Source organism: Arthrobacter sp. NPDC058127 (assembly GCF_042884555.1).
In the GTDB taxonomy this organism is placed as follows: Bacteria; Actinomycetota; Actinomycetes; order Actinomycetales; family Micrococcaceae; genus Arthrobacter.
This window is the reverse complement of the sequence record NZ_JBHVTT010000011.1, coordinates 149,432-169,891: the sequence shown is the minus strand read 5'-3', so window position 1 is coordinate 169,891 and position 20,460 is coordinate 149,432. Positions and strand designations below refer to the sequence as shown.

Sequence of the window (20,460 nt, the reverse complement as noted above, 5' to 3'; positions counted from 1 at the left end):
CACCGCCCACGCAAACCACCACACCAGCGTCCAGGAACCCCTGGCCGCCTAACCAAAACAAACAACGAAACTGTCTCAAAAACTTGACGACCGCACGCCGGCTCACATGATGTGAGCGAGCGTCGGGAAAAAGACCCATATAGGTGAGCGAGGGTCGGAGGGGCCCAACGCTCGCTCACAAACAAGCCCTCCCGGCCGCACGCTCGCTCACATGATGTGAGCGAGCGTGCGCCAAAAGACCCACATAAGTGAGCGAGGGTCGGAGGGAAGGGAAGTGCGAGCTATCCAGTGTTGCGGAGGCCTGCGGCCACGCCATTGACCGTGATCAGCATGGCCCTCTGAAGGCGTTCGTCGATCTCGGCACCGGAAATGGAAGCTTCACGGACGCGGCGCAACAACTCCACCTGCAGGTAGCTGATGGGGTCGAGGTACTGGTCGCGGATTTCGAGGGAACGCTTGAGCGTCGGCTGGGCTTCCAGGAGCTCGGTTTCCCCGCTCAGGAGTTCCACTTCGGCAACCGTGAGGTCGTACTCAGCCCGGATTGCCTTGAACAAGTGATGCAACTCTTCAGGAACCAAGGAGGACACATAATGCCCTGCGATGTCCATGTCCGTCTTGGCCAAGGTCATCTCCACGTTGGAAATCACGGACTGGAAGAAGTGCCAGCGCTTCATCATCTCTGCAAGCTCGGCGGTGTTGCCTGCCTCGCGAGCTGCCTTCAGCCCTGAGCCCACGCCGAACCACCCCGGAACGATCTGCCGCGACTGCGTCCAACCAAAGACCCACGGAATGGCTCGCAACCCACCCAGTCCGGCACCGGAGTCCGGGCGTTTGGAGGGCCGCGAGCCGATGTTCAGGGATCCGAGTTGCTCCACAGGCGTCGAGGCAAGGAAGTACGCCGGCAGGTCCGGATCGTCGATCAGTGAACGGTACTGGGCAAACGCGGCGTCGGAAATGATCTCCATGACGTGTCCGTAGCGCTCACGCTCGTCGTCGGAGGTGCGCGGGGTGCGGTGCAGCGCGGACCCCTGCATCACGGCGGCCAGGGACAGCTCAAGGTTTTCGCGGGCGAGTTCCGGCAGGGAGTACTTGTCCGAGATGACTTCGCCCTGTTCGGTGAACTTGATCGCGCCTTCAAGCACGCCGTTCGGCTGGGCCATGATGGCGTCGTAGGTGGGCCCGCCACCACGGCCCACGGAACCGCCGCGGCCATGGAACAGCCGGACGTTCACGCCGTGCTTGGCGGCGACGTCGCGCAGCTTGCGCTGGGTCTTGTGGATCTCCCATTGGCTGGTCATGACGCCGGATTCCTTGTTGGAGTCCGAGTAGCCCAGCATGATCTCCTGGACATCGCCACGCAGCCGTACGAGCTCGCGGTAGGAGGGATCGGAGAGCAGCAAGTCAACGATTTCGGCCGAGGCCCGCAGCTCTTCGACGGTCTCCAGGAGCGGGGCGAAACCGATCTTGGCATACGGAGCCGCGCCGAACAGCTCGATCAGCCCTGCTTCGCGGGCCAGCACCGCGGCAGCCAGGACATCGTCCGCGCCGCGCGTCATGGAGATGATGTAGGTCTCGACGACGTCGGGCCCGTATGTCTGGAGGGCGTGGCGGATGCTGCGGAAGACGTCGTAGGTGCGGTCGCCGTCGCCGTCGAGCTTGATGGGGTGGCCGGACAGCGGGCGGCGCGAAGCCAGCTCCGCGCTCAGCCGCTCGAAGCGTTCGGCGCGGCTCAACTCGCCGTAGGGGGTCCCGACGCCGATCCGGTCCACCAACTGCCCGACGGCGTCGTGGTGGTAGTCGGCATGCTCGCGAATGTCGAGGGTCGCCAAGTGCAGCCCGAAGGAAGCGATCGCGCGGCGGACCCGGGCCAGGGCGCCGTCGGCCACGAGCACAGCCGAGTGCTTCCGCAGCGAGGCTTCCAGCAGTTCCAGTTCAGCCAACAACTCCGAGGTGGAGGCGTAGTCGCGGCCGGGTTCGTGGTATGTGGACGCAGCCACGCGGCGGCCCGTGTTGATGAGCTTGGCCTTGATACACGTCAGTTTGAGGCGATACGGCTCCTGAGCGTTCAGCTCAAGGATGCGCTTGTCCAGGCCGGGTAGGTTCTTGAGGTCGACGGCGATCGAGTCCAGGAGGTCCTCTTCCGCGTCCACCAGGGCCGTGGAGTTGGAGAGGACCGAAATCAGTTCGTCGATCATCGAGATGCTGATCCGCACGGCATGCTGGTTCTGAAGCTGCAGGATTTCGCGGGTGACGGAGGCGGTGACGTTCGGGTTGCCGTCGCGGTCTCCGCCGATCCAGGAACCGAAGCGGATGGGGGCGTTCTGCGCGGGCAGGACAACACCGTGCTCCCCCAGCAGTTCGGTAAGGTCCGTGAGCATTTCCGGCATGGCGTCGGTCAGGATGCTGCTCAGGTAGTAGATGGCATTACGGGCCTCGTCCACCGGAGTGGGGCGGACTTGGCGCAATTCATCCGTCTGCCACATCTGGTCGATGATCTCCGCGAGCTGGCGATCCTGGCGACGGCGGGCGGCCGTGCCCTCAACGGTGGATTCGGCCAGGACGTCCGAGAGCTTGCGGATCTTGTCCAGAACTGAACGGCGCGAAGCCTCGGTGGGGTGCGCAGTGAAAATCGGGCGAACGTCCAGCTCGTTGACGACGTCCTGCAGGGCCTGGGTTCCGGCCTCGTCGGCGATCTCTGCCACTGCTTTGGCCAACCAGCCGTCCTTTTCCTGGCGGGTGCGCAGTCCGCGGACGCGGTGCACTTGCTCGGCGGCGTTGGCGAGGTGGAAATAGAAGGCGAAGGCGCGGACTAGCTCGGTGGCTTCCTCAAGGGGCAATGAGGCGAGCAACTCACGGACCTGGGCGACGACGTCGTGCGCGCTCCACGGGCCTGTGGCGTCGGCGCCGCCGCGGGCGGCTTCCTTGGATTCCTTGGTGAGCAGGCGCACCTGCTCGACGAGCTGAAGCAGTTCGGGGCCATGCTGGCGGACCAACGACTCTCCGAGAAGCGTGGAGACGCGGCGGACATCGGCCCGCAGTTCCGCGGCAAGGTCGGTGCTGAGATGTGCAGTGTCAACCATGAAAAATACCTTCTGGCGTTGGGTGTGGCCCGTACACTGCGCTGGATACTGTGAGCCGGATTACTAATATTTCCAAAGGAATCCTACCCGCAGCCCTTACACGGGTGGCAATCCGTCTCAAATGTTGTCGCAGGTTCCGCCTGCGCGCCCTGGCCGCCTCGGGCCGCCCAACTGACTAGCAGTTGTTGTCGTTATGAGCCGTCAAGACGACATCTACTGCTAGTTAGTTGGGTTCCGGGAATGGTGGCGACGGGTGCATGGTTAAGCCAACGAACACCGCCCAAGCCGCTGGAGGAACCATGAGCGCAACAGCCCCCGCAAGCAACGCCCAGCTGGAACGTTGGCAGCGTTTCCGCACCGGCCGCAACACAGCGCTCGCGGCGGACCACGGCTGGCTGAGCCTCACCTCCTTCCAGTGGCTCGAATCCGAACCTGCCGCCGTCGAGCTCGTCCCCGGGCTTTGGTCTACGGACGGCACGACGGCGACACTCACCGCGAGCGCGGCGGACGGACTCACGCTCGTGGAGACGGGAGCTCCCGTGGACGGCACGATTTCGGCCACCCTCCAGGACGAGGAATCGCTCATGTGGGTGCAGTTCGGCGGCGCGGATGGCACGGAGGTTGTGGTGGAACTGGCCATGCGCGCGGACAAGTACGCCATCCGCACGAGGGACAACTCCTCGCCGGTGTTGACGGAGTTCGACGCCGTTCCCACCTTTGAATACAACCCGGACTGGGTGCTTGAAGGCCGCTTCGAGGCGTACCCCGAGCCCGTGGATGTGCCGATCGGGACAGCCAATCCTTTGGTGGATGGGGTGCACCGATCGGTAGGCGAGGTGGTTTTCCGGGCGCCCGGACTTCCCCACGAGATCCGCCTGCACGCCGAGGCCGAGAAGCTCGGAGCCCTCACCGTGACCTTCCACGACGAGACGAACGGCAACACCACGGACGAATGGCGCAAGCTGGCCGTCTCGCGCCCCCGGCCCGACGGTTCCGTGGTCCTCGACTTCAACCGCGCCATCAACTACCCGAGCGCTTTCACCCCATATGGCACATGCCCCATGCCCGTGGCGGGAAATTCGATCGACGTCGCGGTCGAGGCCGGGGAGAAACTGCCGACGGGACGTATCGTCTAAACGCAGTCGTCTAAACGCAGGGCGTTACATCTCCCCCCGGCCCAAGGTACACTCTTCTTGGAAAGCGCTTACCAAGCGCCTTTGAACCGACACCGACGTCAGCTACCCCGCCTTCCGGGGACAGATGAGGAGAGCCATGGGCACCCTGTCCACGCCCGTCCCGGCAGAATACAAACAGCCCGGCCATGAGCCCAGTAGGGTGGCCCTTATTGGCGTCCACGGCTTCGGCGCGCACCACCTGCAGAACCTCGAAAGGCTTCAGGCCAACGGCGTCGTCCGCCTTGTTGCCGTCGCGGATCCGAATCCGCCTGCCCCCGGCGCCCTCCCGCCCGGAACCGAGGTATTCAGCACCTTGGACGAACTCCTGGCGGGAACCTCCGCGCTGGACCTGGTCATTGTGGCCACCCCTATCCAGACGCACGCGCAACTCGCCCTCACGACGCTCCCCCACGCCGATTTGTACCTTGAGAAGCCTCCAGTGGCTTCCCTCGCCGACTTCAATCAGCTGCAGGAAGCCGCCACCGCGGCCGGCAGAAGCGTCCAGGTCGGCTTCCAAAGCCTCGGATCCCGGGCCCTCCCGGCCATTGAGGAACTGCTTGCGGCGGGAGAGATCGGCACGCTCCTGGGCATCTCGGCCACCGGGCGTTGGGTGCGTGACCGTGCCTATTACAAACGCTCGCGCTGGGCGGGCAGACGCAGCCTGGACGGCATCGACGTCGTGGACGGAGTGGCAACCAACCCCTTGGCACACGCCATCGCCACCGCCCTGAGGATCGCCGGGGCGCGGACGGTGGACGATCTTGCCACCGTGGAAACCGACTTGTACAGAGCCAACGACATCGAATCCGACGACACCTCGGTGATCCGGATCCGCACCGCCGCGGGCCTGCCCATCACGTGTGCGCTCACTCTCTGCGCCGCCGAGTCCGTGGAACCGTACATCACCCTGCAGGGCAGCGAAGGCACGGCGGTGTTCCACTACACCGAAGACCGCCTCACGGTCAGCTCTGCCGCCGGGGAGCGCGAAACGGTATACGGCCGGGTAGACCTCACTGAAGACCTGCTGGAACATGGTCACCAGCAGCGCTCGACGCCGGGCCCCGCGGCGCCGCTGATCAGTCCCCTCGCGGACAGCGGCGCCTTCATGCAGGTCCTCGAGGCGATCCGCACCGCAGAGTCTCCGGCGCTGATCCCTGGGCGATACGTCACTTGGGAGGGCGACGGTGACGCCGCCCGTGCCGTGATCGACGGAATCGAAGACGCCCTGGAACGCGCGACGGCGGCGCACGCCACCTTCAGCGAACTCGGCTTGCCTTGGGCGCGGCCGGCCGTCGACGCAGGAAACACGGTTTTGAGCATGCCCGACGGCGGCGAGGTGCCCGACGGCGGCGAGCCGGGCGGCGCCGTTAATGAAACCGGGCCGGGTGGCGCCGTCGTCTTGGCAACCCTGCAGAGCGGCACCGGTCTGGCCGCGAGGCTCTCCCCGCGGCCCTATCTGCACCCGGTCCGCACACTCGCCGGAGTCACCGTCACCGATCACCTCCCGGCGGACCATCCCTGGCACCTTGGCGCGGGATTCGCCTTGCAGGATGTGAACGGGACCAATTTCTGGGGCGGCAAAACGTACGTCCGAGCTGCCGGCCGTTACGAAGAACGCCAAGACCATGGGCGCATCGTTGAAGTCTCCGCAACTCACGCGCCCAGCTTGCTGGAGCAGGAATTGAGCTGGCAGGCACCGGACGGCGCCGAACTTCTCCGCGAACGCCGCACCACCCGCTCCCGGCAGCTCGACCACCGCACATGGCAACTGGAGCTAAGAACCGAACTGACCGCCGTCGTCGACTCCTCACTGGGCGGCCCCGGCTCAAACGGCGCCCTCGGAAGCGGCTACGGCGGTTTCTTCTGGCGCTTGCCTGCGTGCGCCGGGGCAGAAGTCTTCACAGCGGAAAGTCGTGGGGAGCCCGAAGTCCACGGCTCGGCGTCACCGTGGCTGGCCTGGGCAGCGGACTTTCCTGATGGCCCTGCCACCCTGGTGTTCGCAGCTCCGGCTGCGGCGCAGGATCCCTGGTTCGTCCGGATGGCGGATTACCCCGCAGTGGGTTCGGCCCTCGCCTGGGACCGGTCAGTGGAGCTTGCAGCAGGCGACTCCCTGGTCCGCACCTTCACGGTGTGGATCGTCGACGGCAGGCTGTCTCCGGGCGAGGTTGCAAAACTGGTGGCCGGGCGGGTCTCCGCCACGGGATAGGCACACTGAAAGGGCGGGGCACGCAATGTGCCCCGCCCTTCAGACCGCCGCCGCGCCGTTAGGCGTACGGCAGCACGAGTTCCGCGTAGCGCTGCTTCATGGTTTCCAGGACCGAATCGCCGTCGGCGTCCCAGATTTCCTGGTTGAAGATCTCCACTTCGATGTCGCCCGTGTAGCCGGCGTCGCGCACCCAGGCGCCGATCGTCGCGAAGTCGATCACGCCGTCGCCCATCATGCCGCGCGAGAGCAGCGCGTCGGCGGCGATGGGGACGTTGAAATCGCACACCTGGTAGGAAGCGATCCGGTTTTCCCGGCCGGCCCGCTGGATCTGCTTCTTCAGCTCCGGATCCCACCACACATGGAAGGTGTCGACGGCGACGCCGACCGCCCTCGTGTCGTAGGGTGCGGCGAGGTCGAGCGCCTGGCCGAGGGTCGAGATGAGGGCCCGGTCCGCTGCGTACATCGGGTGCAGGGGTTCGAGCACGAGCCGGACCCCGTGTTCGACGGCGAAGGGCACCAGGTCCTCAAGGCGGTCGGCCACGCGCTGGCGGGCCGCGACGACGTCCTTCTCTCCCGGGGCGAGTCCGCCGACCACCAGGAACAGCTCCTGCGTATCCAGCGCGACGGCTTCGAGGACGGCTGCACGGTTATCCGCCAAAGCGGCTGCCTGCCCTTCGGCGTCGGCCGCTGTGAGGAAGCCGCCGCGGCAGAGGGACGAGACACGAAGTCCGGCGTCCTTGATCAGCTTGGCCGCTTTGTCCAGACCAGTGTCGGCGACGATGTCCCGCCACGGCCCGATCGCCGGGATCCCGGCACGGACGCAACCGTCCACAGCCTCGGTGAGCGTCCATTTCTTGGTGGTGGCGCTGTTCAGTGACAATCTGGAAAAGTCGGACAATCGCAAAAAGTCGCTCATGCGCCCACTCCATTGATGCGGAGGTAGTCGGACATGCGGAAGGCGGCCAGCGCCGGATCGCTCAGGAGCCCGGCTTGGTCGGCGAGTTCGAAGGTGCGTGCAAGGTGGACCACGGAGCGGCCGGAATGCAGCCCCCCGACCATCTGGAAGCCGGGCTGCTTGCCGTTGAGCCAGGACATGAACGCGATCCCGGTCTTGTAGTAGAACGTGGGGGCGCTGAAGATGTGCTTGCCCAGTTCGCGGGTGGAGTCCAGGATGGCACGCGCGTGCGCGGCGTCGCCGGCGTCGTACTTCTGCAGCGCAACCGAAGCGGCAGGATAGATCGCGGCGAAGATGCCCAACAGCGCGTCCGAGTGGTGGGCGCCGTCGCCGTCGATAAGTTCCGGGTAGTTGAAATCGTCGCCGGTGTACAGGCGGACACCCTCCGGAAGGGCTGCGCGCAGGGCAACTTCATGCGAAGCGTCGAGCAGCGAGACCTTCACGCCGTCCACTTTGTCCGCGTGATCCCGGATCAGGCCAAGGAAGGTTTCCGTTGCTTCGGCGACGTCGTCCGATCCCCAATAGCCGGCGAGGGCGGGGTCGAACATGGTCCCGAGCCAGTGCAGGATGACGGGCTGGTCCACCTCGCTGAGAAGCGTGGAGTAGACCCGCAGATAGTCCTCAGGGCTTACTGCCACCTTTGCCAGCGCCCGGGACGCCATGATGATGACCTTCGGTCCGGCTTCGCCCACGACGGCGATCTGCTCGCGGTACGCGTCCAGCACGGCATTGATTCCGGCGGGCCCTCCGGGGACGGAGTCCAGGTCCAGCTGGTCGGTTCCGGCACCGCAGGAGACGAGGTCCCTGACGGTCTTCCCGGCGGTAGCCACGTTGCCGGACGCCACCACGGAAGCCGCTTCGACGCCGGTTCGCTTGATGAGCTGCTGGGTGGCGGCCCAGTCCAGGCCCATGCCGCGCTGTGCCGTGTCCATGGCGTCGGCAACACCCAGGCCGTAGGACCACAGCTCGTGCCGGTACGCCATGGTAGCGGCCCAGTCCAAGCGCGCGGGGGCACCAGGGGTGTTGTCGGCCGTCGCTTCGGGGATCACGTGCGCCGCGGCGTAGGCGCGCCGGGACGTCAAAGGCGCTGTCGGCCTGGCCCACGACGTGGCCGGCTGCACCTTGTAGAGGCGGGTCCCGCCGTCGTGGTTTGGAAGAAGAAGAGTGGTCATCAGAGCACGATCTCCGGGATGTCGATGGTGCGGCGCTCGTCCGAGGACTGCAGGCCGAGTTCGGCGAGCTGCACGCCGCGGGCGGCGGAAAGCAGCCCGAAGCGGTGTTCCCGGCCGGCGACGACGTCGCGCAGGAATTCTTCCCACTGCAACTTGAAGCCGTTGTCCAGATCGGCGTTCGCGGGAACTTCCTGCCACTGGCTGCGGAAGGACTCCGTGACGGGCAGGTCCGGGTTCCAGACGGGCTTGGGCGTGTGGGCGCGCTGCTGCGCGACGCACTTGTTCAAGCCCGCGACGGCGGATCCATGCGTGCCGTCGATCTGGAACTCCACGAGTTCGTCGCGGTAGACGCGGACCGCCCAGGAGGAGTTGATCTGCCCGACGACGTCGTCCCCGCCCGGGGTCTCAAGCTCGAAGATGCCGTAGGAGGCGTCGTCGGCAGTGGCCTTGTATTCCTTGCCCTGTTCGTCCCAACGGGTCGGGATGTGGGTGGCGGTCTTGGCGTTGACGCTCTTGACCTTGCCGATGATGCCTTCAAGGACATAGTTCCAGTGGCAGAACATGTCCGTTGTCATGCCGCCGCCGTCCTCCTTGCGGTAGTTCCACGACGGACGCTGCGCTGCCTGGACGTCGCCTTCGAACACCCAATAGCCGAATTCTCCGCGGATCGAGAGGATGCGGCCGAAGAAGCCTTCGTCCACGAGGCGGCGCAGCTTGACCAGGCCGGGCAGGTACAGCTTGTCGTGCACCACGCCCGCCGTGACGCCGGATTCCTTGCCGATGCGGGCCAGCTCGATGGCTTCCTCGAGTGTCTCCGCCGTCGGCTTTTCGGTGAAGATGTGCTTTCCGGCGCGCATGGCCTTCTTCAGCGTCGCCGCGCGGAGGCTCGTCATCGACGCATCGAAAACGACGTCGACCGTGGGGTCGTTGATTACGGCGTCCAGGTCGGTGGACCACTCGGAAACCTTGTGGAGTTCGGCGAGTTCGCGGATCTTGGCCTCGTTGCGGCCGACCAGGATCGGTTCGACCTGGACGCGGGTCCCGTCTGCCAAGGTGAAGCCCCCGGCGTCGCGGATGGGGAGGATGGAACGCAGCAAGTGCTGGCGGTAACCCATCCGCCCGGTGATGCCGTTCATGGCGATTCGGATCGTCTTTGTTTCGTAGCCCATGAGTCCTTCTTCAGGTGGAAAGTAATGAGGTGGGAAAGCGCATTCCCAATGCATTCATGATGACACGCCACCACGGGTCTGGCAATCGCTTTCCCAAGGCCAGTTAGGACTGCAATAATCGGATGTCGCTGGAAGTGCCCGAGACCGAGGCTTTGAAGAGGAGTTGTCCGTGACTGCAAGCACGCTGTCCGAAGTGGCCAAACTGGCCGGCGTCTCCCCCGCCACCGCCTCCCGGGTGCTCAATGGTTCCGCGAGGACGCCCGCCCCGGAAATCGCCGAGCGCGTCCGGCAGGCGGCCGACACCCTGGGCTACATCGCGAACGCCCAGGCCCAGGCGCTGGCGAAATCCAGCACGGGGCTCATTGGCCTGATCGTGCACGACATCGCGGACCCCTATTTTTCCGCCATAGCGCAAGGCGTCCAGGCCGCAGCACGGCAGGAGCGCCGCATGGTGCTGCTCGCCACCACCAACGGCACACCCGCTGAAGAGAAGGAAGCCGTCGCCGCTTTCGCTGCACGGCGGGCCGAGTCGATCGTCATCGCAGGATCGCGTTCAACACGCTCCGAAGACGCCCGCGCGAACACCGAGCTAGCCGCCGAACTGGACCGCTACTGCCGCAACGGCGGGCGCGTGGGCGTCGTCGGGCAAGCGATTCTGGGCGTGGCCGAAACGGACAACTACCGCACGATCGCCGTCCCGAACGAACAACTTGCGCGGGATCTGGCGCGGGATCTGGCGCGCACCCACAAAGGGCCGTTCGTCATTGTGGCCGGTCCAGAGGGGCTGACCACTTCGGATGAGCGCGTCACGGGATTCCAACGAGGCTTGTCCGACGCCGGGCAGCCAGCCGCGGATGTTGTGCACGTCCCGTTCAACCGGAACGGCGGCTTCGACGCCGGTATTGAGCTTGCCTGGCGGATCAAGGCCTCCGGCCAGCCGGTACCGGAACCGCGCTTGTGCATTTTCGCGACCAACGATGTCATGGCCATCGGGGTTGCAGCCGCGTTGAGGGACCAGGGGCTCAGGATCCCCCACGACGCCAGCCTCGCAGGATTCGACGACATCCAATGGCTCCGGGACTTCCGGCCGGCGCTCTCCACCGTGAGCCTGCCGCTGGAGGAAATCGGACGGCTGGCAACCATTGCGACCCTTTCCGACGACGGCGGTCCGGCGGCCGTCGCGGGCAGCGTCACCCTCCGCAGGAGCACGGGTTCGACCTAGTTCCTGGGGTTCGCGGCGGCCGCTGCGATCCTACGTAGGAAACAGGTTCGCGGCGGCTCCACGGATGACACGATCGCGCCGGGCCGAGAGTCCCCCGCCATTGTGACCTGCACAACAACTTAACCTTGACAGCGGGGCCGCGCGGGTGTCTCATGGAAAGCGCTTACCAGATGGGAAAGCGCATACCAAGCGGAAGTTCAGTCCGATTCTTGCGATGGCGCCGCCCTCCTACTGGAAACCACACCCAAAGACGGGAAGGCCCTTCCACTGGCCCCAACGACTTGTCCAAAGGAGGACAATATGAAGATCGACGCGAGTAGGCAGCGAAGTTCAATCGAACCGCGACAGTCCAGCACCACGAGGAAAGCGGCAGCCAGCGGCTGGATCGGCAGCGCCCTCGAGTACTACGACTGGTTCATCTATGCACAGGCCGCTGCATTGGTCTTTCCCGGCGTTTTCTTCCCCGCCGGAAATCCGACCGTGGCGCTGATCGCTTCGCTTGGCACGTACGCCGTGGGCTACGTTGCCCGCCCGATTGGTGCATTCGTCCTCGGACAGTGGGGCGACAAGCATGGCCGGAAGAACGTTTTGGTCCTGGCCATGCTGATGATGGGCGCGTCGACCTTCGCCGTCGCACTGTTGCCCACTTACGGTCAGGTCGGCCTTCTGGCACCCGTCTTGCTGGTTGCCGTCCGGCTCATCCAGGGCTTTGCCGTGGCGGGCGAACTGAGCGGCGCCAGCGCCATGATCGTGGAGCATGCGCCTTTCGGCCGTCGGGGGTTCTACGCAAGCTTCGCGCTCCAGGGCACCCAGGCCGGACAGATTATCGCCGCCGCGGTCTTTCTTCCGCTCTCTGCCATGCTCTCCAGTGAATCGTTCAAATCCTGGGGCTGGCGCATTCCGTTCCTCCTCAGCGCCCTCGTGGTGTTCGCCGGGTACATAATCCGCCGCCGGGTTGAAGAAACCCCCATCTTCACCGAAGAAAAGGCGCACCAAGAGATCCCGAAGATGCCGATCGTCCGCGTGCTGCGGGAAAGCGGTCTCGACGTGCTGCGCGCAGTCTGCATGACCCTGGTCAACGTCGTCGGAGTCACCGTGGCAGTCTTCGGTGCGGCATACGCTACCCAGCCGGGATACGGCGTCGGCATGAGCACCACCGTCTACCTCTGGATCCCGGTCCTGGCCAACGTCGTCGCACTGGCCCTCATCCCGTTGTTCGGAGATCTGTCGGACCGGTTCGGCCGCCGGCCATTGATGATCTTCGGCTCGTTGAGCTCCGGCGTGCTGGCTTACGCGTACCTGTACGCAGTCAGCCAGAACAATGTACTGCTCACGATCATCCTCTCGATCCTCATGTGGGGCACGCTCTATCAGGTCTGGAATGCAACGTTCGCCAGCTATTTCCAGGAGCTCTTCCCCGCCCGCACCCGCGTCACGGGATTCGCCATCTCGCAGAACATCGGCCTCGTCATCACCGCGTTCCTTCCGAGTATCTTCACGGCGATCGCCCCACCGGGGTCCGCGAATGTACCGCTCATCATCGGGTCCATCTGCTTCGGAATCTGTATCATCGGCGCTGTGGCCGCCTGGTCGGCGCGGGAAACGTACCGCATCCCCCTCAATCAGCTGGGCACGCCGGACGCGACGCCGGTTCCCCGCGAGGAATACCGCCAGCTCCGGGCCGGCACCCGGTAAGCCGCGCGATTTGCAACGACCTTGCGCTCATCGAATGAAACGATTCATGAAGATAGGAGAATCCACATGCGCGTCTGTTTCCGTTCCTCGGTCAAACCCAGCCGGATTCCCGAGTACCGGCGCCGCCATGCGGCTGTGTGGCCGGAGATGCTCCGTGAACTCAAGGCAGCCGGCTGGAACAACTATTCGTTGTTCCTGGCCGACGACGGGCTGCTGGTGGGCTACGTGGAATGCGACGATTTCGATGCGGCGCGGGCCCGTATGGCGCTGACTGATGTGAATGCCCGCTGGCAGGCGGAAATGGCACTGCTATTCGAAGACGACGCACGGGCACCCGACCAAGGATTCGTCCAGCTCACGGAAATCTTCAATCTCGAGGACCAATTGTCCGGGGGTTGAGGCCCCAGGCTCAGACCGGGGCTTGTTTCCCATCGCCGCGCTTCAAGCTCCGGTACGGGAAACAAGCTCCGGTATGGCTCGCTCGGCAGCGCGCCCGGCCCGGACCGGCGCCGCGGTCCCGGTCTCAGCGAGGTCCCGCGCGCCCCTCAAACGATCGCGGAAACCCCTGTCACGGCCCGGCCCACGATGAGCGAGTTGATCTCGAACGATCCTTCGTAGGTGTAGATCGCCTCGGCATCGGCAAAGATCTTGGCCATCCGGTAATCGGTCACGATGCCGTTCCCGCCCAGGATGGACCGGCCCATGGCCACCGTTTCGCGCATCCGGGCGCTGCAGTAAGCCTTGGCCAGGGCCACCTGGGACATTTGGGCTCCGCCGTGCCGCACTCCCTTGCTGTCCGTGTAGATGTCCTCCTGCAGCTGTGCGATGCGCACCATCATGCCCATGCTGGCCACGGCATTTCCGAGCATGTCCACCAATTGCTGCTGGATGAGCTGGAACTTTGCGAGCGGGCGGCCGAACTGCTGCCGTTCGAGCGCGTACTTCCGGGCGACGTCGAACGCCGCCAACTGCTGCCCTACGGCCTGCCAAGCGACCATGAGCCTCGATCCACGCAGCAGGTGGTTGGTGTCGGCGAAGCTGTTGATTCCGGAAAAACGATCCGCCTCCGCGATCCGGACGTCCTTGAGGACAATGTCGGCGTTTTGCACGGTGCGGAGGGCGATCTTGTTCTCGATCTTGGTGCGGGTCACCCCGGGCAGCGTGCCGTCCACAATGAAGCCGCGAATAGCGCCGTCGACTTCGTCCCGCGCCCAGACCAGTACATGGTCGCAAAACGTCCCGTTGCCGATCCAACGCTTGGCGCCGTTCAGCACCCAGTAGTCGCCGCCGTCGTCGACTCCTCCGGTGACCCGGCGGGCCACCGTCTGCAGGCCACCGGCCACGTCGGAACCGTGATCCGGTTCCGTGAGCGCAAAAGCTCCGGTGGTCCGCAGATTGGAGGCGTCGTCCAGGTAGCGGTCCTGCTGGTCCTTGGAGCCGAACTCGTAGAGCGCCTCGATGAAAAGGTCGTGGTGGACCATGAAGAACGTCGCAATGGAGGTGTCCACGCGGGTCATTTCCGCGATCACGAGCCCTGCGAACAGGTTGCTGTAACCGCGGTGCGTGGGGGTGCTCAAGCGAAGGGCCGCAAGCTTGGGCAGGATGTGCGCAGGGAACTCGGCCTTGTCCCACCAGTCCTTGGCATATGGGGCAATTTCCGTGGCCAGGAATTCCCGGAGTTCGTTGAGCTTACGCTGTTCCTGGACGCTGAGGAGAGATTCGAAGTCGAAAAAGTCCGCCCCAGGCAAGTCGGGCAGAGAACCGGCCGAATGTTCGAAGGCGGCCGCCAGCTTGTGCGTCTGGCTCACTTGGGTGCCATCCGGATAGCGCCGTCGAGGCGGATGGTTTCGCCGTTGAGCATGGCGTTTTCCACAATGTGCGCCACAAGGTTGGCGTACTCGGCGGGACGGCCAAGTCGGGCGGGGTGCGGTACCTGCTGGCCCAGGGAAAGCTGGGCGTCCTCGGGCAAGCCGGCCAACATGGGGGTTTCGAAGATGCCCGGCGCGATGGCCATGACACGTACTAGCGAGCGCGCAAATTCACGGGCCAAGGGCAACGTCATCGCGGCCACAGCACCCTTGGATGCGGCATACGCAGGCTGCCCGATCTGCCCATCGAAAGCCGCCACGGAGGCCGTGTTGATGATGACGCCGCGTTCCTCGCCACCAAGCTCTGTAGACGCAGGCTCGTTCCGGGCCATTGCGGCCGCAGACAGGCGGATCACGTTGAAGGTGCCCACGAGGTTGATCTGGATGACCCTGTTGAAGTTCTCCAGCGGCAGCACGCCGTCTTTGCCGAGCACTTTGCCCGGGGTTGCTACGCCGGCGCAGTTGACCAGGATCCGGAAGGGACCCAGCGCAACGGCGGCGTCGACGGCGGCCTGCACTTGTTCTTCGTTCGTGACGTCGGCGGGGACGAACACGGCCCTTCCGTCGGCTCCCGAGGCATTGAGCTCGGCAACGAGGGACTCGCCGGGAGAGGAGTGGAGGTCAAGCAGCACTACCGACGCTCCGGCGTCGAGCAATCGCCTTGCGGTTGCGGCCCCCAAACCCGAAGCCCCGCCGGTTATCAACGCAACTGCGCCCTTGATGTCCATCCATCCTCCTCGATGCAGAACCAAAATCCGTTAATGAATGTTAACTGAATCACTTTGATTGTGCACTGCCGGAGGGCCTGCGGCCAAGCGGGCCCGCGTTAGGCTGTCACCATGTCCGCCCCCGATGCCCAGCCCGGCACCTCCGGAACTCCGGACTGGGCCGCACGAGCCGACCACGCCGCGCGTTCGGTCACCCGGCATTTCGGACGGCGCCTCCTCTTCCTCCCCGGAACGCACCTCGCGGCGTCAGTCCGGCCGTCCAACCATTCTCCGTTTCAGCCGTGGAACTACTGGTGGCAGGCGCACTACGTCGATTGCCTCGTTGACGCGGGGTTGCGCGAGCTGGGCTCGGGATCAAGGTTCGACGGCGGTGATCGCCCGAGCGCCGGCGAGCTCGCTTCACGCGTGGTCGCCAGCATCCGGCTGCGCAACTTCCTTCGCTACGTCAACAGCTACTACGACGACATGGCGTGGCTCGCCCTCGCCGTCCTGCGCTTGGATTCCTTGGCCGGGCGGGCGCAGAGGCCTGGCCGACGACGCAACGCCCGGTTGCAGAAAAGCCTCTCTCCGCAGTTCGAATCGGCCTCCACGGACGACATGGGCGGCGGCACCTTCTGGAGCACGAAGCGTGATTTCAAGAACGCCCCGGCCACTGCGCCGGTGGCCTTGCACTTCGCCCGGACCGGGAAGCGGGAGCGGGCCCAAGGGCTCCTGGACTGGCTCGACGCCACACTCTTCGAATCCACCCGCGGCCTATACCTCGATGGCGCCTGGATCAAGGAAGGCAAGCTCGTCCTCGCTGAACAGGTCTACGCCTACAACCAAGGCCCGGTGCTCGGCGCCTTGTTGGAGTTGGGTGGAGAAGCGAACCTGGCACGCGCGGCAGCCTTGGTTGGTTCGGTGGCCGAACATCTGACCGTCTGTAAGCCTGACACTCAGGGGAAGCTCGTTCTTCGTGGCGAGGGCACCGGCGACGGCGGACTCTTCACCGGGATCCTCGTCCGCTACCTCGCCCTCGCCGCCGGAGACGTGCGGCTGTCGGCGGCCACCCGCGCCACCGCCAGGGAGCTCGTTCTCGATACCGCGGGCGCGCTGTGGGCGGGGCGGATGGTGCGTACACACGCTGCCAAAGGGACTTCCGGAAAGTACGACGACGACGGCTGGCTCGTCTTCTCGACGGAACCGCAGCGTCCGGCGGCCGAGACGTATCCGGTGGGCACCGCCGTCGAACTCTCCACCCAACTGCAGGCATGGATGGTGCTGGAAGCCGCCGCGCGCGTCCAGTAATTGTCAGTGCCGGGGCCTAGTCTGGAGCTGTGAACCCGATCCCGAGTCCGATACCCGTCACTGTGGTCGGTGGGCCGCCGGAATGGTGGCAGATCGTTGGCGCGCTCAGCCCGCTCGCTGTCCTTGTAGCGGCGATCGTTGCCGCGATCGTGGGCCTCCTGTCCCTGCGGCAGAAGGCGCAGGCGGATGACAGGTCCGAGTGGTGGCGCCGCGCTCAATGGGCCCTCGACGCGTCCCTGTCCCGTAGCCGCTCCGAGGCCGAAATGGGCCAAAAGGCCATCGAAATTCTGGGCCACAGCGAACTCGCGTCGCGGGAGGAACTCGCGCTCCTCAAAGTGGGCACCGACGACGCGCTCATGGCAGCCGCCACGGCGTCCGAAACCCGCGCTGTCGTCCCCTCGCAGCGTCCCGCCTCGGTGAGTGCCGAGGACCGCAAGGTGCAGATCGCCGCTGCCAAGGCCAGGGTCTTGCTCGACAAGCGGCTCGGTGAGGACACTCCAGGCTGGATCGTCGCTCTGTCCGCCGAGAAGCCTGAATAGGTCCTACTCTGCTACCGCGGGCTTTTTCTTCTGCGGATACGGCGTCTCCTGCCGCGCCAACATCTCAACAAAGCCAGCGATCTTCCTGGCCCGCGTTTCCGCCTTCTTCACCGAGTTGGTGCGGTAGATCAGGGAATAGCGATTGACCGCGGTCAGCACATCGAACATCGCTTGGGCCTCGGGAACGGCGGCGATGGCGGCAGCGAGGTCCTCCGGGACTTCCGCGTCCGATTGGCCCACATAGGCAGCTTCCCAACGCCCGTCCGCCTTGGCGCCGTCGACGGCGGCCCATCCGGCCGGAGTCATCTTGCCCTCGGCTTCCAAACGGGCAATGTGCCCCACGTTCCGCTTGGACCATGGGCTCTTGGGACCGCGGCGGGTCATGCGTTGGAAGACGCTCTCGTCGTCGCGCCTTCTGCCTTGGCCGTCGATCCAGCCGAAACAAAGCGCCTCATCCAGGGCAGCGGCGTAATCGAGTTCCGTCACGTTGCCGCCCTTCTTGTGCAGCACGAGCCACACGCCAGGGCTATCAGCAGCGTTCTTTTCGAGCCAGGACCGCCACTCGGCAGCGTCTTTGACGATCAGTTCTTCAAGTTCAACAGCCATGGCCCCATTCTGGTGCCAGCTAGGCTGTGGCGAAAGCCCACCGACTACATGCCCAACCCTCGCTCACCTATACGGGCCCTTCCCCCGACGCTCGCTCACCTATATCGGCCTTTCCGGAAACGCTCGCTCAGATCATCTGAGCGAGGGATGCCGATTTTGCCCATATAGGTGAGCGAGCGTTCCCGGTTTGGGCTCGACGCAATCCTGGCTGTCTGATTCGTACGGCATGGAACGGCATGGGATGGGGTAGAACTTAACCATGAGTGTTCGTACCCCTGACCCGTACTCCGGCTGGCTTTCCGATGAAGACCTCTTCGAAGCCCGCGGCCGCCTCCCCATGGTTTACGTGGAGGCGGTTCCCGTGCGTCTCGATCCGCTCGGATTCGTCAACGAGGTAGGTACCCTTCTGCAGGGCGACGCCGACGGCACCATGGTCCGTTCCTTCGTGTCCGGCCGCGTCCTGTACCGCGAAACGATCCGGGCCGCGCTCTTGCGGCACATGGAAAAGGACCTCGGGCCGCTGGCCTTCCCGCAGTTGCCCGTCAGTCCCGTGCCGTTCACCGTGGCCGAATACTTCCCGGCGCCGTCGCAGACCGGCTTCACGGACGACCGCCAACACGCCGTGTCCCTCGTTTACGTCATCCCAGTCACAGGCGAGTGCGAACCTCGCCAGGACGCCCTCGAGCTGACGTGGATGACTCCTCAGGAGATCCTCAGCGACGACGTGCAGCAGGAATTCAGCGGTGGCCGCGGCAATCTGGTGCGCCAGGCTCTGGCTTTCGCAGGCGTCGGACAGTAGCAGCAGCGCTGACAGAAGCGGCGGGTAGTAGCCACCTCCCCGATTTGCCCGGTGGGGTTTTATAGACTGTTGGGCGGACCCCAAGAGAACCAAAGGACTTCCGATGACTCACAGCCCGGCCGACCAGCAGTACCGTGAAAAGCAGGCTGGGTCCCTGCAAATCGGGGACTACCTCTTCCTCCCTGGGGATGGTCCCGCGGAGCAAATCACGCACATCGGGCTCGAACGCGACGATTTCGGCGTGCCCGCGCTCATCCTCGTGACCACGCTCGACGGCGGGAGCGTGCGGATCGCTATCGGATCCAGCGTCCCGGTGGGCGAAGCGGCCGCCATCCCGGACGACGTCGACACGCCGCTCGCCGAAGGTCCGGCCCCGCTGACGGAGCCGGACACGAGTGACGCGCCCGACGCCGGTATCCCCGACGCCGGTGACGCGCCCGACGTCGTGACCTCCGACGGCGGTGACGTGCCCGAGGAGGGGGCTCCCGCCGTCGTCGTACCTCCTTTGCCCGCGGTGGCACCCACCGTGAGCGGACTGAGCGCGCCGGGTCCCCCGCAGCTCGCGCTGATCCCGGAAGCGACGGACTCTCCCGAGAACATCGTGGCTGCCGCCGCCGAAACGCACCCTGGCAGGAATGGGGTCGCGGTGCTGAGCGAACGCCTAGTGAAGGGCATCAACACGAAGTCGGGAAGCTGCCTTCGGGATCTGAGCGATCTGGCCCACGATCTTTTCATCGAGCTGCGCGATCCCGACCACGCCCTCGCGGTGGCCGATATCCTCAACGTGCTCCCCTACGACGGAAACCGGGACCGGTGGATGTCGGTTGAACGTTCCCTCGCGCTTTCCAGCTTCATTTGCCGTGAGCTCGGCCAAACGAAACGCGCCGAAGTCTACGATCAGCTCCTTCAGGCGCCGGACACTGTGGAGACAGACCCGTTCAAGGCCCGGATCGCCGCCAAAGTCCGGCAGCGCGGGCTCAACGAACCGAACCTGTACGACAAGGAAATCTTCCGCTCCATCGACAACGGCAACCGCGACGCCGAGCGCGAATGGCGGCTGCTTCGGCTCGAAGCCCTGCTGTTCCTGCGCGCGCACGGCGGTTCAAACACCATCGGCCTCGGGGAACTCGATCACCGGATCGCGAACGAACTCGAGGCAGTGCGGGCTTAGGCGCTCTCCGAGGATTCCGCAAGACCTGTCGCGTTCGCTCCAACGGCGGTAGATTCGGGCCATGACGAACAATCTGAGCGTTGTTGTAAATGCCGACGCGCAGCAAGTTTGGACTTCGCTGCGCGAACCGTCGCTCGTGGCTCAGTGGCACGGCTGGGAGGCCGATGAGCTTGGCGACGAAATCAACCAGATCTACTTCACCACCAACGTGGTCGAGGGCCCCGACCACACCAGCCTCACCGTGAACGGCGGGGACGTCTTCGAGCTCACCCCGGTCAGCGAAGGCACCGAGGTACGCGTGACGCGGGCAGCCTTGGACCACGATTCCGAATGGGCCGCGTGGGACGAGGACATCACCCAAGGCTGGCTGACGTTCCTGCACCAACTCCGCTTCGCCCTCGAACATCATCCACACGGGCACCGGCGCACGCATTTCGTTTCCCTGCCGGGCGGCCGCGGCTCAGGCATCCAGAAACTCGGCCTGGCCGAGGTCCCGGCTCCCGGGCAGGAATACTCGCTGACGCTGCCCACGGGCGAGGCCCTCTCCGGCAAGGTCTGGTTCCGGAGCAACCATCAGGTGGGCCTCACCGTGCACAGTTATGCGGAGCATGGTGATGGGCTGCTGATTGTGGCTGACCAGCCGGTGATTCCGGAGAAAAGGCCCGACGGCGGCACTATCGTCATCGCTTCTACCTACGACCTAGGGGCGGCCAGCCTGGACTCGATTCGCTCCCACTGGGACGGCTGGAAGGCTGAGAACTACCCCACAGAGGTGCATTCGCACTGAC

The 20,460-nt window shown here is 65.1% G+C and carries 17 protein-coding genes; 10 read left to right on the top strand and 7 right to left on the bottom strand.

The window, feature by feature from the left end; genetic code table 11:
• Nucleotides 1-281 precede the first annotated feature (281 nt).
• Nucleotides 282-3,080: a phosphoenolpyruvate carboxylase gene (ppc, locus tag ACFVTG_RS15700; protein WP_390281809.1), complete on the bottom strand. Its 2,799-nt coding sequence runs from the start codon at nucleotides 3,078-3,080 to the stop codon at nucleotides 282-284.
• Between the two features lie 299 nt (nucleotides 3,081-3,379).
• Here ppc and ACFVTG_RS15695 point away from each other — a divergent pair, with 299 nt between their 5' ends.
• Entirely contained in the window at nucleotides 3,380-4,216 is an 837-nt protein-coding gene (locus tag ACFVTG_RS15695) for a DUF1684 domain-containing protein (RefSeq protein WP_390281807.1), read from the top strand.
• A gap of 136 nt (nucleotides 4,217-4,352) precedes the next feature.
• On the top strand, nucleotides 4,353-6,461 hold the full coding sequence (locus ACFVTG_RS15690; protein WP_390281805.1) for a DUF6807 family protein: 2,109 nt from the start codon (nucleotides 4,353-4,355) through the stop codon (nucleotides 6,459-6,461).
• 58 nt (nucleotides 6,462-6,519) lie between these two features.
• On the opposite strand, the gene ACFVTG_RS15685 is transcribed toward ACFVTG_RS15690, so the two are convergent.
• Genes ACFVTG_RS15685 through ACFVTG_RS15675 form a run of 3 tightly spaced genes read right to left on the bottom strand, consistent with a single transcriptional unit; the run spans nucleotide 6,520 to nucleotide 9,757 of the window.
• Nucleotides 6,520-7,359, bottom strand: coding sequence for a sugar phosphate isomerase/epimerase family protein (locus ACFVTG_RS15685; protein WP_390281824.1), 840 nt, complete (start codon nucleotides 7,357-7,359; stop codon nucleotides 6,520-6,522).
• Nucleotides 7,360-7,373: 14 nt separating this feature from the next.
• Nucleotides 7,374-8,588, bottom strand: coding sequence for a dihydrodipicolinate synthase family protein (locus ACFVTG_RS15680; RefSeq protein ID WP_390281803.1), 1,215 nt, complete (start codon nucleotides 8,586-8,588; stop codon nucleotides 7,374-7,376).
• On the bottom strand, nucleotides 8,588-9,757 hold the full coding sequence (locus tag ACFVTG_RS15675; protein ID WP_390281801.1) for a Gfo/Idh/MocA family protein: 1,170 nt from the start codon (nucleotides 9,755-9,757) through the stop codon (nucleotides 8,588-8,590). The genes ACFVTG_RS15680 and ACFVTG_RS15675 overlap by 1 nt, the downstream gene beginning before the upstream one ends.
• Before the next feature lie 169 nt (nucleotides 9,758-9,926).
• On the opposite strand from ACFVTG_RS15675, the gene ACFVTG_RS15670 reads away from it, so the two are divergent.
• From ACFVTG_RS15670 to ACFVTG_RS15660, 3 genes are all read left to right on the top strand, one after another.
• On the top strand, nucleotides 9,927-10,979 hold the full coding sequence (locus tag ACFVTG_RS15670) for a LacI family DNA-binding transcriptional regulator (RefSeq protein WP_390281799.1): 1,053 nt from the start codon (nucleotides 9,927-9,929) through the stop codon (nucleotides 10,977-10,979).
• Between the two features lie 300 nt (nucleotides 10,980-11,279).
• Nucleotides 11,280-12,674: an MFS transporter gene (locus tag ACFVTG_RS15665; protein WP_390281797.1), complete on the top strand. Its 1,395-nt coding sequence runs from the start codon at nucleotides 11,280-11,282 to the stop codon at nucleotides 12,672-12,674.
• A gap of 66 nt (nucleotides 12,675-12,740) precedes the next feature.
• Nucleotides 12,741-13,073, top strand: coding sequence for an L-rhamnose mutarotase (locus ACFVTG_RS15660; RefSeq protein ID WP_284753107.1), 333 nt, complete (start codon nucleotides 12,741-12,743; stop codon nucleotides 13,071-13,073).
• A 146-nt stretch (nucleotides 13,074-13,219) separates the two neighbouring features.
• Here ACFVTG_RS15660 and ACFVTG_RS15655 read toward each other — a convergent pair whose 3' ends face one another.
• Nucleotides 13,220-14,482 (bottom strand): acyl-CoA dehydrogenase family protein, encoded by a 1,263-nt coding sequence (locus ACFVTG_RS15655; RefSeq protein WP_390281795.1) that lies wholly within the window; start codon nucleotides 14,480-14,482, stop codon nucleotides 13,220-13,222.
• Nucleotides 14,479-15,270, bottom strand: a complete 792-nt coding sequence (locus ACFVTG_RS15650; RefSeq protein ID WP_390281793.1) for an SDR family NAD(P)-dependent oxidoreductase — start codon at nucleotides 15,268-15,270, stop codon at nucleotides 14,479-14,481. Before ACFVTG_RS15650 ends, ACFVTG_RS15655 begins: the two co-directional genes overlap by 4 nt.
• A 111-nt stretch (nucleotides 15,271-15,381) precedes the next feature.
• On the opposite strand from ACFVTG_RS15650, the gene ACFVTG_RS15645 reads away from it, so the two are divergent.
• Both ACFVTG_RS15645 and ACFVTG_RS15640 read left to right on the top strand, forming a co-directional pair.
• Nucleotides 15,382-16,557: a glycoside hydrolase family 76 protein gene (locus tag ACFVTG_RS15645; protein WP_390281790.1), complete on the top strand. Its 1,176-nt coding sequence runs from the start codon at nucleotides 15,382-15,384 to the stop codon at nucleotides 16,555-16,557.
• A gap of 29 nt (nucleotides 16,558-16,586) precedes the next feature.
• Entirely contained in the window at nucleotides 16,587-17,096 is a 510-nt protein-coding gene (locus ACFVTG_RS15640) for a hypothetical protein (RefSeq protein ID WP_390281788.1), read from the top strand.
• Between the two features lie 3 nt (nucleotides 17,097-17,099).
• Here ACFVTG_RS15640 and ACFVTG_RS15635 read toward each other — a convergent pair whose 3' ends face one another.
• Entirely contained in the window at nucleotides 17,100-17,702 is a 603-nt protein-coding gene (locus tag ACFVTG_RS15635; RefSeq protein WP_390281786.1) for a YdeI family protein, read from the bottom strand.
• 259 nt (nucleotides 17,703-17,961) lie between these two features.
• Between ACFVTG_RS15635 and ACFVTG_RS15630 the strand changes: the two genes are divergently transcribed.
• From ACFVTG_RS15630 to ACFVTG_RS15620, 3 genes are all read left to right on the top strand, one after another.
• Complete coding sequence (locus ACFVTG_RS15630; protein WP_059388553.1) at nucleotides 17,962-18,501, top strand: NUDIX hydrolase family protein; 540 nt, start codon at nucleotides 17,962-17,964, stop codon at nucleotides 18,499-18,501.
• A 103-nt stretch (nucleotides 18,502-18,604) separates the two neighbouring features.
• Nucleotides 18,605-19,672 carry a DUF6707 family protein gene (locus ACFVTG_RS15625; protein WP_390281783.1) on the top strand — a complete coding sequence of 356 codons (1,068 nt, stop codon included), beginning with the start codon at nucleotides 18,605-18,607 and terminating at the stop codon, nucleotides 19,670-19,672.
• Nucleotides 19,673-19,733: 61 nt separating this feature from the next.
• Nucleotides 19,734-20,459, top strand: coding sequence for an SRPBCC domain-containing protein (locus tag ACFVTG_RS15620; RefSeq protein ID WP_390281781.1), 726 nt, complete (start codon nucleotides 19,734-19,736; stop codon nucleotides 20,457-20,459).
• The last annotated feature ends 1 nt before the right edge of the window (nucleotide 20,460 follow it).